12 protein-coding genes are annotated in these 13,658 nt (G+C 70.9%); 4 read left to right on the top strand and 8 right to left on the bottom strand.

Annotated elements, in window-relative coordinates:
• Positions 1-18 precede the first annotated feature (18 nt).
• Together OG205_RS05365 and OG205_RS05360 are read left to right on the top strand one after the other, a co-directional pair.
• Positions 19-1,110 carry a VanZ family protein gene (locus OG205_RS05365; protein WP_330275120.1) on the top strand — a complete coding sequence of 364 codons (1,092 nt, stop codon included), beginning with the start codon at positions 19-21 and terminating at the stop codon, positions 1,108-1,110.
• A complete protein-coding gene (locus tag OG205_RS05360) occupies positions 1,085-1,492 on the top strand; it encodes an SRPBCC family protein (RefSeq protein WP_330275119.1) in 408 nt (135 codons plus the stop codon). The genes OG205_RS05365 and OG205_RS05360 overlap by 26 nt, the downstream gene beginning before the upstream one ends.
• A gap of 4 nt (positions 1,493-1,496) precedes the next feature.
• Here OG205_RS05360 and OG205_RS05355 read toward each other — a convergent pair whose 3' ends face one another.
• Both OG205_RS05355 and OG205_RS05350 read right to left on the bottom strand, forming a co-directional pair.
• Positions 1,497-3,605 (bottom strand): alpha/beta hydrolase, encoded by a 2,109-nt coding sequence (locus OG205_RS05355; protein ID WP_330275118.1) that lies wholly within the window; start codon positions 3,603-3,605, stop codon positions 1,497-1,499.
• Positions 3,602-4,675: a class I SAM-dependent methyltransferase gene (locus tag OG205_RS05350; protein ID WP_330275117.1), complete on the bottom strand. Its 1,074-nt coding sequence runs from the start codon at positions 4,673-4,675 to the stop codon at positions 3,602-3,604. The genes OG205_RS05355 and OG205_RS05350 overlap by 4 nt, the downstream gene beginning before the upstream one ends.
• A gap of 106 nt (positions 4,676-4,781) precedes the next feature.
• Here OG205_RS05350 and OG205_RS05345 point away from each other — a divergent pair, with 106 nt between their 5' ends.
• Positions 4,782-7,436 carry a helix-turn-helix transcriptional regulator gene (locus tag OG205_RS05345; RefSeq protein ID WP_330278106.1) on the top strand — a complete coding sequence of 885 codons (2,655 nt, stop codon included), beginning with the start codon at positions 4,782-4,784 and terminating at the stop codon, positions 7,434-7,436.
• Here the strand turns inward: OG205_RS05345 and OG205_RS05340 are convergent.
• The 5 genes from OG205_RS05340 to OG205_RS05320 form a co-directional block, all read right to left on the bottom strand.
• Positions 7,404-8,030 carry a glyoxalase gene (locus OG205_RS05340; protein WP_330275116.1) on the bottom strand — a complete coding sequence of 209 codons (627 nt, stop codon included), beginning with the start codon at positions 8,028-8,030 and terminating at the stop codon, positions 7,404-7,406. The genes OG205_RS05345 and OG205_RS05340 overlap by 33 nt on opposite strands.
• Before the next feature lie 10 nt (positions 8,031-8,040).
• Positions 8,041-8,667 (bottom strand): DedA family protein, encoded by a 627-nt coding sequence (locus tag OG205_RS05335; RefSeq protein ID WP_330275115.1) that lies wholly within the window; start codon positions 8,665-8,667, stop codon positions 8,041-8,043.
• Positions 8,664-9,806, bottom strand: a complete 1,143-nt coding sequence (locus tag OG205_RS05330; RefSeq protein ID WP_330275114.1) for an alpha/beta hydrolase family protein — start codon at positions 9,804-9,806, stop codon at positions 8,664-8,666. Before OG205_RS05330 ends, OG205_RS05335 begins: the two co-directional genes overlap by 4 nt.
• 76 nt (positions 9,807-9,882) lie before the next feature.
• Positions 9,883-10,539, bottom strand: coding sequence for a response regulator transcription factor (locus tag OG205_RS05325; RefSeq protein WP_330275113.1), 657 nt, complete (start codon positions 10,537-10,539; stop codon positions 9,883-9,885).
• A complete protein-coding gene (locus OG205_RS05320) occupies positions 10,536-12,002 on the bottom strand; it encodes a sensor histidine kinase (RefSeq protein ID WP_330275112.1) in 1,467 nt (488 codons plus the stop codon). The genes OG205_RS05325 and OG205_RS05320 overlap by 4 nt, the downstream gene beginning before the upstream one ends.
• 134 nt (positions 12,003-12,136) lie before the next feature.
• Here OG205_RS05320 and OG205_RS05315 point away from each other — a divergent pair, with 134 nt between their 5' ends.
• Entirely contained in the window at positions 12,137-12,715 is a 579-nt protein-coding gene (locus OG205_RS05315) for an NADPH-dependent FMN reductase (RefSeq protein WP_319974438.1), read from the top strand.
• A 10-nt stretch (positions 12,716-12,725) separates the two neighbouring features.
• On the opposite strand, the gene OG205_RS05310 is transcribed toward OG205_RS05315, so the two are convergent.
• On the bottom strand, positions 12,726-13,628 hold the full coding sequence (locus tag OG205_RS05310; RefSeq protein WP_330278105.1) for an arsenic resistance protein: 903 nt from the start codon (positions 13,626-13,628) through the stop codon (positions 12,726-12,728).
• Positions 13,629-13,658 lie beyond the last annotated feature (30 nt).

Below are 13,658 nucleotides of genomic sequence, written 5' to 3'. Positions count from 1 at the left end.
GTGGGCATTGGACGGCTCATGATGGCGTCGTACTGGGAGACCGCCCGGACCGGTTTCCTGGCGTTCGTGGGCATCGGGTTGATGGTGCTCGTTCCGCTGGTGTTGCTGCACTACTTCCGGTTCCGGCGGGTGGAGCCGCGCAGGGCCTTCGTGCTGTACGGCCTGCTGGCCTACGGACTCGTCGCGCTGGCGCTGATCTTCCTGCCGTTCCCGTCCGACGTGGCGAAGCTGTGCACGGGCGACCAGATGCTGTCCACGGTCCCGTTCCAGTGGGTGACCGACATGAACAACAACATGGCGGCGAACGGGCGTTCCGGCATCCTGGCGATGGTGCGGTCGCAGGCGTTCCTGCAGCAGCTGTTCAACGTGGCGCTGTTCGTCCCGCTGGGTATCGTGCTGCGCAAGGCGTACGGCAAGGGGCCGCTCGCCGTGATCGCCATCAGCATCGGGCTGTCGCTGGCCATCGAGGTCGTGCAGTACACCGGCAACCTCGGCTTCTACCCGTGCCCGTACCGAATCGCCGACGTCGACGACCTGATCTCCAACACCTTCGGCGGCCTGCTGGGGTGGATGATGGCGCCGGCCGCGTTCGTGGTGCCGAGGGTGCCGTCGTCGGACGAGTCGGCCGCGCCGTCCAACACCGTCACCGTGCCGCGCAGGCTTCTCGGACTGCTCTCCGAGCTCGTGCTGGTGATCGTGATCGCGAAGCTCGTGCTGCACTCGGACCCGTTGTGGGCCGTCTGCGTGCTCGTGGCGTTCCGCGTGGTGCTGCCGGCCGCGGCGAACGGGATGACGATCGGCGGAATCCTGCTGCACTACCGGATCCGCTCCCAGGACGGGTCGCGCGCCAACCCGGCCCAGCTCGCGCTGCGCGAACTGCTCGGCCTCACCGGTTTCATGGCGTACGCGACGGTCGTGTCCCCGCTGATCGACATCGGCTGGTGGGACCTGATCGTCGTGGCGTTGTTCGTCGGCGGCGCGTTCGTCGTCCCGGTGTTCCGGCGTGACCAGCGCGGATGGCACGAGCACGCGGCCAGGACGGTGGACGTGTTCGCGGAACGGAAGACCGGGTACCCCGAGCCCCATGACGACGTACACGCACACAGCTGAGGCCGACATCCCGGCCGACACGCTGTTCGGTTTCCTGGCCGAGCCGCGCAACCTGCCCCGGTACTTCCCGCAGATGACCGCGGCCGAGCCCGAGGGCGGTGAGCAGGTGCACGTGGAGGCCGAGGTGCACGGCCACCACGTCGAGGGCGAGGCGTGGGTGCGGCCGGACGCCGGACGGCGGACCCTCGAGTGGGGCGCCGAGGGTCCCGACGACTACCACGGCGAACTCCAGATCGAGGAGGTCGCGCCGGGGCGGTCGCGGATCACGGTGAGCCTGCACAGCGTGCGGGAGGCACAGGGCGACGAGGTGCAGCGCGGGCTGGAACAGACGGTCGCCGTGCTCACCCAGACCGCGGCCGCCGACGACCGTTCGCAGGGCTGACTTCTCAGAGCAGCTCGGCGAGCAGGGCGGCGGCCCGGGCCGCGCCGTCCGACTCGACCGGGCGGTAGGCGGTCTCGCGGCCGATCTCCTCGGCGATGGCGGCGGCCAGCACCTCGCGGTCGGAGACCTCCTCGTAGGTCATGCACCGGCCCGCTCCGTAGCGTTCGAGCCGGTGCCGCACGTGGAAGTTCTGCTCGAAGTGGTGGCGCAGCGGGACGAAGAGGAACGGGCGCCGGGCGGCGGTCAGTTCCATGCACGTGGTCAGGCCGCCCTGCACCACCGCCAGGTCGCACGCGGCGAGATGCCGGGGCAGGTCCGGGAGGTAGCCGCGGATCTCGACGCCGGGGTGGCCCGGCAGCGAGGCCGGATCGATGCGGGGTCCGGTGACGACGAGGAACTTCAGTCCTGGCACCCGTTTCGCCGCGGCGGGCACGGCGTCCAGCACTCGCCGCAGCAGCGACTCCCCCACCCCGGAGCCGCCTACCGTGACCACGCACAGCTTCTCGCCCTCGCGGACGCCGATCTGCCGGCGCAACGCGTCGCGCTCGCGTTCGCCCGGCGGGTCGAATCCCGTGACGTAGCCGGAGAAGTCGAAGTTCTGCTCCGTCCACTCGCGAATCGCGGGCAGGCCCTCGCCGAACGGCAGGGAGATCACGTCGTCCGGGTTGCCGACGAACACCGAACGGTCGCGCACGCGGCGCAGGCGGGCTCGTTGCTCGATCATGTCGAGGTTGTAGTCGGCGGTCAGGCGTTGTTCTCGGGCGCCACCGTCGGGCATCGGGAGCCAGCCGACGAAGTCCGTCAGCCAGGCGAACGAGAACCGCTTCAGGGCGGGGTTCTCGTGCAGGAAGTAGTCGACGTCCCACGCCTCGTCGCCGATCACCATGTCGTACGGTTCGGCGTCGAGGACGTCGTTGAACACCATGAAGTTGTTCACCAGCACCGCGTCCAGCCGCCGGAACGCCTCGAACACGTGCAGGTCGTGCTCGCCGGCGTCGTCCTCGACGTGGGACGACTCGTTCGCCAGCCACGCGGACGCCGGGTGGATCCGCTCCCCCGCCGGTCCGAGCACCTCGGTGACCGGATGTTGCGCGAGCCAGTCGATCTGCAGGCGCGGGTGCAGTTTGCGCAGCTCGGACGCTATGGCGAGGTCGCGCCGGGCGTGCCCGAGGCCGATCGGCGAACTCAGGTACAGCGCTCGCGGCGGCCTGGTGATCGCCCTGGACGACCTGGTGCGCCGAGCCACGGGGTGCACGCGCTCGACGAACTCCCTGATCAGCAGGTTGATCCGCACCGGATCGCGGGCGTGCACGCCGTGCCCGGAGTCGTCGAGCAGCACCAGCGAACCGCCGGTCAACTCCGCGAGACGTTCCCCGATGGCGTGCGGGCGGACGCGGTCGTCGGTTCCGTGGATCACCAGCACCGGGCACCGGACCTTGCGGCAGTCGTCCTCGATGGAACCGGAACTGTTGCGGCCCGTGGTCGTGTCGACCAGCGTGGCGGGCTCGACCTCGTGCGCCCACCGCACGGCGTCCTCGATCTGCTTGGTGGAGTGGGGTTCGGGGAACATCCGCGCGAAGAACCAGACGGCGAAGTCGTCGTAGCCGCCGTTCAGCCAGTGGTGCCGGTTGTACTTGATGCCGTCCTCGGTCGATTCCCAGGCAGCTTTCTCCTGCGCCTGCGCACCGATGAGCGAGCCGCTGGCCGGGCCGATCACGACCATGCCGGTGACCCGGTCGGGATGGTGCGCGGCCGCGAGCACCGACCAGGCGTCCCCGCGCGACAACGCGACGAGCACGGCTCGTTCGGTGTCCGTCGCGTCCAGGACGGCGATCGCGTCCGCGGCGTACTCGGCGTCCACATAGGACTCTCCGCCGGTCGGGCGGTCCGAGTCGCCGCACCCGCGTCCGTCGAAGGTGACCACCCGGAAGTGCCTTGCCAGGTAAGGGACCTGCGCCTTCCAGAACCTCGACGGCACGATCGACCACGTCGGCATCATCAGCACCGTCGGCCTGCCGGGGTTGTCGTAGACCCGGAACGCGAGCCGCACCCCGGCGCGCTCGGCGAACCCCGTCCGGTCTGCCTCGCGCACCGGGCGCGGCTCGGCTCTCACGGCCGGACTTCGAGGACCTGGTTGAACGGGGTCTGGGCCACTCCGGCGAAACGGGTGAACCCACCGGCCACCGCCACGTCGCGGATGCGCGCGGGCCCGGCCTGGGTGCCGAGCGCGAGACCGACGTCCTGCGACAGCGAGGCCGGCGTGCACAGCAGCGTGGAGAAGCCGTAGTAGGTGCGGCCGACGGGGTTGAGGTTGTCCTCGACGTGGTCGCCCGCCATCGGTTCGACGATCATCCACGTGCCGTCGGACGCCACCGCGTCCCTGACGTGCCGTGCCGCCCCGACCGGGTCGCCCATGTCGTGCAGGCAGTCGAACATGGTCACGAGGTCGTAGTCCCTGCCGCTGAACTCCTTCGCGGAGGCGACCTCGAACGTCACCCGGTCGCCGACTCCGGCGGCCTCCGCCCGTTCGCGGGCGATCTCGATCGACTCGGGGTGGTAGTCCGACCCGGTGAAGAACGACTTCGGGAACGCCTGTGCCATCAGGATCGTTGATGCGCCGTGGCCGCAGCCGACGTCGGCGACCCTCGCGCCTGCCTGGAGTTTGGCGGTCACGCCGTCGAGCGCGGGCAGCCAGCCCTCGATGAGGTTCGCCGCGTAGTTCGGCCGGAAGAACCGCTCGCAGCCGAGGTGCACGTCGGTGTTGTGCTCGTGCCAGCCGACACCGGAGCCACCGCGGGCCGCGTCCAGCACCCGTCCGGCGTCGTGCACGGTGCCCAGCGCGATCTGGAACATGCCGGGCAGGAACGCGGGGCTGTCCTCGACCGTCAACGCCACCGCGTGCTCGATCGGCAGCGTGTATCGGCTGGTAGCGGGGTCGTAGGTGACGTAGCTGCCCGCCGCCTGGGCGTTGAGCCACTCCCGCGCGTAGGGCTCGGCGGTGCCGGTGCGGTCGGCGAGTTCGGCGGGGCTGATCGGGTCGCCGGACGCCATCGCGCGGTAGTAGCCGAGCTTGTCGCCCATGACGACGAGCGCGGCGTTCAGCGTGGCGCCCACCTCGTCGACGGCGCGGAACACGAACTGCATGAGCTTGTCGGTGTCTACCTCGGGTCTTGTGGTCGTCATCTGCTCTTCCCTCCGGTGAGGGTCGGAACCTATGAGCGCCAACGGGACGGTCGCATCAGGTGCCCCACCTAGTCACCCAGGTCTGCTTACACTCCCCCGTGTGCTGATGGGACGCGAGTCCGAGCGTCGACAGGTCGAGCGGCTCGTCGCGAGCGCCCGGCTCGGGCACGGCGGCGTTCTGGCGATCACCGGCGAGCCCGGTGTCGGCAAGACCGCGTTGCTGCGGTTCGCCGCCGAGTGCGCCACGGGCATGACCGTCCTGCAGGCTGCGGGGAGCGAGCCGGAACGGGAGATTCCGTTCGGTGCCCTGCACCAGGTGTTGAGGCCCGCACTCGACCGTCTCGACGAGATCCCGGCCCCGCAGGCGCAGGCGTTGTCCGTCGCGCTCGCGCTGAGTCCCGGGCCCGCGATCGACCGGTTCGCCGTCGGAGCCGCCACGCTGAGCCTGCTGTGCCGGTTCGCCGAGGAACGGCCGGTCGCGGTGCTGCTGGACGACCTGCACCTGGTCGACCGGCCGTCGGCGGACGCGCTGGCGTTCGCGGCGCGCAGGCTCGTGGCCGACCCGATCGTGCTGCTGGCCACCACTCGCTCCCCTGATCCCGGACTGCCCGCGCTGCCGTTGTCCGGCATCGATCTCGCGGCCGCCGGTGAGCTGGTGTCGAGCCGTTCCGGCACAGCCCTGTCGCCCGAGTTGATCGCGCGGCTGCATCGCGCGACGGCCGGGAACCCGCTGGCGTTGATCGAACTGGCCGCGCACCGGTTGGAGCACGTGTCTCCCGAGGCTCCGCTGCCGGTGTCGGCGGCGCTGGCCCACGAGTTCGCGGCGCAGGCCCGGTCGCTCGGTGAGGACGGGCGGGCGGCGGTGACCGTCGCCGCGGTGGCGGGCAACGACCTGCGAGTGGTCGCGAACGCGTGCCGGTTGCTCGGTGTCACGGTCGGTTCGCTGGCCGAGGCCGAGAGCGCCGGGCTGGTCCGGATCACCGACGGCCGGGTCGAGTTCCGTCATCCGCTGATCCGCTCCGCCGTGTACGGGGACTGCGATCCGCAGCGGCGCCGGTCGATCCACCGTGCGGTGGCCGAGGCCGTCGGACCGCACGACGCCGATCGGCACGCCTGGCACCTGGCCGAGGCTTCCGTCGGACCGGGCGCCGGCGTCGCCGATCTTCTCGAACGGGCGGCGGAGCGGGCCCACGAACGCGGTGCGCACGACGTCGCGGCCGCCGCGTACGAACGGGCCGCGCGACTGAGCCCGGACGTCGAACGGCACGCCCTGCTGTGCGTGACGGCCGCGGAGTCGGCGTGGCTCGCCGGCACCACGCCGCGCGCCGTCGCGCTGCTCGACGAGGGCGGGTCGAACGGGCCGAGGGCGTTGGAACTGCGCGGAGCGATCGCGGCGCGCACCGGTTCGCTGACCGAGGCTCGCGACCTCTGCTGGACCGCTGCCCGTCAGTCCGGTGACCCGGACGAAGGTGTCGTGTTCCTGGCCGACGCCGTGAACGCCTGCTTCTACCTCGGCGACACCACGTCCGCGATCGCGCTGGCCCACGAGATCGAGGTGTTGCTCGAGCAGGTGACGACGCCGCGAGCACTCGGGCTGGGCCGGATGGCGGCGGGAGTGGCCCGGATTCTCGCCAACCAGGGCGGTGCCGACCAGATCCGTTCCGCCACCGGCCTGCTCGCCGCCTCCGACGAGTGGCGAGACGACCGGCGCAGGCTGTGGTGGCTGATGATCGGGCCGTTGTTCCTGCGGGACACCGACTCCGGCGCCGAACTCAGGCGCATCGTCGGACGGGCACGCACGGAGGCGGCCGTGGGAACCCTGCCGTCGTTGCTGTTCCACGTCGCGAGGGACGAGGCGACCACCAACCAGTGGGTGCGGGCCGAAGCCACCTACGACGAGGCCACCAGGCTGGCGCGGGAGACCGGGCAGGAGACCGATCTCGCGATGTGCCTGGCGGGCCTGGCGTGGCTGCGGGCACGACTGGGCGACGAGGCGCGGTGCCGTGTGCTCGTCGCGGAGGCGCTGCCCCTCTGCCGCTCCCGGGACATCCACATCGGACGCGTCTGGTCGCTGTTCGCGTTGGGAGAGCTGGAACTGGGACTCGGCGATCCGCAGAAGGCGTTGACACACCTGGAAGAGCTCGCGACCCTCCTCGACGAACTCAAGCTCACCGACCCGGACCTGTCGCCCGCGCCCGAACTCGCCGACGCGTTGGTGCGGCTGGGCAGGCACGAGGACGCCTGGCAGGTCGCCCGGCGCTACCGTGCCGAAGCCGCCGCGAAGGGCCAACCTTGGGCCATGGGACGGGCCGAACGGACGATCGGCGTGCTCAGTCCCGACTTCGACACCCACTTCGAGGCGTCTTTGCGGTTCCACGAAAGGACTTTGGACGACTTCGAGACCGCGCGCACCCGCCTCGCCTACGGTGCCCGCCTGCGCCGCGCCCGGCGTCGAGTCGACGCCAGGCCGCACCTGCACGCCGCGCTGGACACGTTCGAGAACCTGCGCGCGGCCCGGTGGGCGGATCTCGCCGCGGTCGAACTCGGCGCGACGGGCGAGACGATCAAACGTCGCGCGCCGGGCGAAACCCTCACCCCGCAGGAGTTGCAGGTGTCACTCCTGCTCGCGGAGGGCAAGACCACCCGTGAGGTCGCCGCCGCGTTGTTCCTGAGCCCCAAGACCATCGAGTACCACCTGCGCAAGGTCTACACGAAGCTCGGCATCCGCTCACGCGCCGAGCTGGCCGGCCGTCTGCCCTGACGCCCACGCGAACCCGTCCGGATCGACGAACCGACCGGGGCCGCTCATCACGATCCGGTGCGAGCCGGAGCCCTCCGGCGACACTCCCGCGTCCTTCGCGAGGGCACGCCGCCGGTACAGCCCCAGCTTCACGGCACCGGACGAGGCGAACTGGACATACATGCGGCCGAAGCTCTTCTCGACGGTGAAGCCCTGGTCGAGGTAGCACTGCTTGCTGGCGACGATGTCGGTGGCGCCGAGCAGGAGCACGACGTCCTCGATCTGCCCGGTGGCCGGGCCGGTGTTCTTCTTCTGCGAGGTCGCGACCTTCCAGATGGTGCCGTCCGGCGCCCGCACGACTCCGCCGTAGCCCCACATCGACTTCGCGGCGGGCTTGAGCACGGTCGCGCCGGCGTCGATCGCGCCGCCGATCAGGACGTCGACGTCGGCGGGCTGCGCCACCGTGAGGGACAGGGTGAAGCCGCGGAAGCCGGTGGCCGGTTCCTGGCTCTCGCGCAGGCGCAGCCGGGAGCCGAGCCCGAAAGCGTTGGCGTAGAAGCGTTCGGCGGCCGCGAGGTCGGCCACTTCGAGGGTGATCGCGTCGAATGAGGTCATGCCGGAAACGCTAGGCGCCACCCTGGGACCGTTGCTTCTCGATTCCTGACCGCCTGCGCAGCACCACCACCGCCACTACGACAACCACGGCGACGGCCGCGATCGTGCTCCCCGTGCCGACGAGTTTCTCGATCCGCCGGGCGGTCTCCCCCGCCGCCGCGCCGAGGCCGATGTGCAACGCGCACCAGCCCGTGGCACCGACGAGAACGGCGGGCAGGAACGTCCGATACGGCAGCCCGGCCGCTCCGGCAGCGGCGGGCAGCAGGGTGCGCAGCACCGGGAGGAAGATCGCGATCAGCACCGCGACCGCTCCCCGTCGGCGCAGGAAGTCGGTGGCACGGTCCCAATGCCGCGCACCGTGCCTCCGCACGATCCGCGTCTCGCGCAGCCGGGCGCCGTACCGCCTGCCGATCAGGAACCCGACCGAGTCGCCTCCGACCGCGCACGCCGTGGTCACCAGCCACATCAGCACGAACGCGGGCGGGCTGGTGGCGGTCGTGCCGAGCACGAACAGGCCGGTCTCGCCGGGAGCGATAAACCCCAGGCCGAGCGTGCACTCGCCGAACACGAGCAGTCCGGCGGCGACGACCACCCAGGCCGGCGGCAGCTGCGCGAGCCAGTCGAGGAACGCGGTCACGGAACGAGCCTCGCGTCCGGGTGGTTGGGCGAGTCGCCGTCGAACAGGGTCGTGGACTGTCCGCGCAGGTGCAGGCCGAAGAACGCGGCGAGGTAGTCGCGCTGGGCGGTCAGGCTCCGGCGCGCGTCCACGGTGCCGATCGCCGCCGCGAGCCTGTCCGCGGGCAGCGGGTGCTTCCGGTCGATCTGCGGCAGCAGCACCTGGGCGTCGGTGAAGCTCGCGTGTTCCGCCTCCGGCAGGTAGACGTCTCGCTTCCAGCCTGTCGAGTTCGCCCAGAACGACGCCCAGTCCGGTGCGTGCAAGTGGTCGTGCGGGTGCTTGTCCGAGCCGCTGGTTCCCCCGCCCATGAGCAGGAACGGGCGGTCAGCGCCCCGCGCGCTCGACTGGCCCGAGTTCGGGTCCAGGCTGCCGTCGAGGTTGGCGCCCGCGTCGATGCGCGGGTCGGTGAGCATGGCCTCGGCGGCGGTGAACCCACCCATCGAATGGCCGACCATGCCGATCCTCGACAGGTCCATCGAGGAGGCGAGGGCGGTGGAGCCGAGCCGGTCCAGCACGAAGCCGGTGTCGCGCACCCGTTCCCGCATCATCAGCGCCGTGTCCGCGCGGCTCACGGGGAGTTCCACGCGGTCGGGGAACTCGACGGGACCGGCGAAGGTGTGGTCGATCGTGACGACGACGTAGCCGCGACTGGCGAGGTCCTCGACCAGCGTCGTGCCGAACGAACGGGACTGGCCGCGTCCCGGCGAGTAGAGGATCACGGGGCGGCGGCCGGGAAGTGCGTGCGCGGCGGTCTTCGCGTGGGTCCGGGTGCCCGCGAAGTCGGCGACGCCGGGGTCGAGCCCGACCGAGGGACCGGAGGTCTGGTCGTAGAACGCCGCGATCCCCGCGCTGAGGTGGCGGGACGGGGCCTTGAGCGCGGGCATCGCCGGGTACCACAGGGAGATCATCAGCTCCCGTGACCGGCCGGGCGCCCACGGGTCGGTGCGGGAGTGGTCGACGAGGTGCAGTTCGGTGGTGCCCACGGGAAACGGCCCGGCCGGTTTCGGCAATGCCAGTGCGACGGGCTCGGCCGCGGCGGGGACGGCCAGTGCCGCGGTCAGCCCCACCGCCGCGACGACGGCCTTGTACCTGGTTCTCATGCGGTCAGCCTGTCGATCACCACCACCGACCGGCATCTGCCGAAGGCTGCCGGGAGGACTGGCCGAAAGGCATAGATCAACCCTGACCGACGAGCCCCGCCTCGAACGCGATGATCGCCGCCCGCACCCGGTTCGGCACCTCCAGCCGGCGCAGGATGGAGCCGACGAACACCTTCACCGTGCCCTCCACGACGTGCAGCCGCCGGCCGATCTCGGCGTTCGGCAGCCCGGCGCCGACCAGCGCGAGCACCTCCCGTTCGCGATCGGTGAGCCTCGCGACCAGCTCTCGCGCACGGGTCGCGCCGGTCTCCCGTTCACCGCCCAGCCGCCGGATCGCCCAGTGCGCGATCTTCGGCGACAGGTACGCCGCCCCCTCCGCCACGGCCCTGATGCCCGCGAAGAGTTCCCTCGGATCGCCTGACTTGAGCAGGAAACCGCTGGCGCCGCCGTCGAACGCGCGCGCGATGTGCTCGTCCTCGGAGAACGTCGTCAGCATGATCACGCCGGTGTCCGGGACGGTGCGGCGGATCTCGGCCGCCGCGGCGAGCCCGTCCATGCCCGGCATCATGATGTCGAGCAGCACGACGTCCGGCCGGTGAGCCTGCGCGAGTTCCACCGCCGCGCGCCCGTCGGCTGCCTCGCCCACCACCTCGAACTCCGGGTCGGCGCCGAGCACGGCCCGGACACCGGCTCTGGTCAGCGGTTCGTCGTCGGCGAGCAGCACCCTGATCACCTCGCCACCCCCGCCGAGATGGCGCTGCGCGGCACGGTCTCCTTGAGCACCAACCGGTTCTCGACGAAGCACAGCCGGAAGAACAACCGGTCGTCGGTCTGCACGCGCGACCAGTGGTAGCGGCAGTCGGCGCCCTGCGGCGGGTCGGACAGCATGCGTTCGGAGTCCCCCAGGATCTGGAACGGTGGCAGCACGGCCTCGACGTCCGCGCGCGGCGCGCCGAGCTGGATCTGGTCGTACACCTCGGGGTCGAGGCTGTTGTTCGCGCCGACCACCGCGTACAGGGCCATCGCGAGCACGGCGACGGAGGTGCCGATCAGGAGCGGTTTCCTGGCCACGCCGAGGAGGCTTCGGCGAGCCGGCGCACTGACGGTCGCCGGTCGCGCGTCGTGCGGTAGCTCCGCCACCAGCGCGAACCCGCCTTCGTGCGGCTCGGCGGTGAGCGTGCCACCCAGCAGCCGGGCGTGTTCGGTCAGTCCTGCCAGTCCGACACCTCCGCGCGCCGCAGCGGGCTTCCTGGTCGCCGGTCCATTCGCGACAGTGACGGTCGTGCTGTTGTACGAGCGTTCGACCCGCACGCTGACCGGTGCTCCGGGCGCGTGCTTGGCGGCGTTGGTCAGTCCTTCCCGGACGATCCGGCACACAGCGCGTTCGACCGCTTCCGGTGACGGCTCGGCCGGGATCCAGGTGACGTCCATGCCCGCAGCCGCCGCGCGTTCGACCAGTTCGCCGACGCCGGTCCGTTCGTCGCGCGGTCCCAGCAGGCCGATGATCTCCTGGAGCCGCTCGGTCGCCGCCGCGACCCCCGCCCGCAGTTCGCCGGCCGCGACCTGATGCCGTTCGGCGAGATCCGGGGCCACTTCGAGAGCCGCGGCACGCAAGGCGATGAGCCCCCACTCGTGGCCGAGCGAGTCGTGCATCTCCCTGGCGATCCGGGCCCGTTCCAGCAACGCGGCCCGCTCCTGCCCCGCCGCCACGAGTTCGGCGCGCGACCTCAGGTAGCGGCCCGCGAACCACGGTCCCAGCACCACGACCAACACGATCAGCACCAGCAGGAACCAGTCGTAGACCCCGAACAGCACGCCGAAACCGCCGCGCGTCGAACCGTCCGCCAGCACGCTGACCGGCAGTCCCGCGAGCAACACGGCCGCCAGTGGCACCAGCACCGGCTCCGGCACCCACCGTCCGGCGCGGAACCCGAACACCCCAGCGGCGAGGAACGGCCAGACCCACGGCGGGTTCGTCACGGTCGGCGCCAGCACCAGCGCGGGGAGCGCCGCGGCGGTGACGAGCGCGCACAGCGTCCACACCGGAAACCTGCGGAAGAGCACCACCGCGGCGGTCAGCAGGACCAGACCGGCGGCCAGCTCGACCGGATCACCCCACGCTCCCGGCACCAGCGGCACCACCAGGACCGCCCACAACGCGGCTTCCTGCCACCGCAGCCCCCAGCCGCCCCTCATCGGTTCATCGTAGAAGACGGCCGTTGTGACCCACGGCATCGAACACTCCTCGCACAAGCGGGGTAGAGTCCACTTATGGAATCGGGGTGCAGTCCGCTTAACTCCAGATGATCTCGGCAAAGGACCTCAGGAACATGACGCACATCGGAATCATCATCGGCAGCACCCGTCCCGGCCGCAACGGCGAGCAGGTGGCCAGGTGGGTCCTCGAGCACGCGGAGCGGCGCGACGACGCGACGTTCGAACTGGTCGACCTCAAGGACTTCCCGCTGCCCCACCTCGACGAGCCGATGCCCCCGATCATGGGCCAGTACCAGCACGACCACACCAAGGCGTGGTCGGCGAAGATCGCGGGCTTCGACGGGTTCGTCATGGTCACGCCGGAGTACAACCACTCGACGTCCGGCGTGCTCAAGAACGCGATCGACTACCTGTTCGCCGAGTGGAACAACAAGGCGGTCGGCTTCGTCTCCTACGGCGGCGTCGGCGGCGCCAGGGCCGTGGAGCACCTCCGTCTGGTCGCGGGCGAGCTCAAGCTGGCCGACGTGCGCACCAGCGTGTCGCTGTCGATGTTCACCGAGTTCACGAACTTCACCGAGTTCCACCCGTCCGAGTTCCAGGCGGCCACGCTGTCCACGATGTTCGACGAGCTCGTGGCCTGGAGCAGCGCACTCGCCCCGCTGCGCGACCGTCAGCTCGCCGCGCAGGCATGACGTTCCGCGGTCACCGCAGCAGGCGCGGCACCACCCGCACGTAGATGACCATGCCGATCACCTCGACCAGCGTCTGCGTCACCACGACGACAGCGGCGAGATCGGACAACGACAACGCCAGCGGCAGCACGACCAGCGAGTTGCGCGTGGCCCCGGTGAACACGATCGCGCGCCCGGAAGCGACGTCCAGGCGGAACAACCGCGCGACAGCCACCCCGACGAACGCCATGACCAGCAGAAACGCCACGTAGAACGGCACCACGCCGAGGACCGGCTCGAGGTCGCCGAGCTTCGGCACCTGCGACGCCACCACGGCGAACAGGGTCGCGGCCATCAACGGCACCATCGTCGTGCTGATCGCGCCGACCCGCTCCCCCGCCCAGGTCTGGGTGAGCCACGCCAGCACCAGCGGGATCGCGATCAGCACGACGAACGCCTCGACGAACGGCCCCGGCTCGACCACGGCCAGGTCAGAGCCGAGGAACAGCAGCAGATAACCGGGCAACAGCACCATCTGCGCGATCAGCAGCAGCGGTGTGGCGGCGAGCAGGCGCCGGCTGTCACCGCCGGCCAGGCCGCTGAACACGATCACGTAGTCGACGCACGGCGCGAGCAACACCAACAGCACGCCCAGCCTGATCGCCTGGTCGGCGGGCAGGAACGTGAAGAACGCGGCGACCACCAACGGCACGACCGCGAAGTTCACGACGAGTGCGGCACCGAGGAACCGGCCCGCACGCAGCGAACGCCCGAGCTGCCTGACAGGCACCTGCAGGAACGTCACGTACAGCAGGGCCGCCAGCACGGGGTTGATGGCGTGTTCGAGCAACGTCCCCGCGCCAGGAGCCGCCCAGCCGGCCACCCCGCCCGCGGCCAGTGCGCCGAGGTAGACGACGACCTGGTGACGTTCCATCCCCGCGACGAACCCCGGCAAGGCACCCTC

The sequence above is a fragment of the Lentzea sp. NBC_00516 genome (genome assembly GCF_036346835.1).
Taxonomy (GTDB): Bacteria; Actinomycetota; Actinomycetes; order Mycobacteriales; family Pseudonocardiaceae; genus Lentzea; species Lentzea sokolovensis.
The sequence above is the reverse complement of the archived record's forward strand: the minus strand, read 5'-3'. Positions and strand labels throughout refer to the sequence as shown.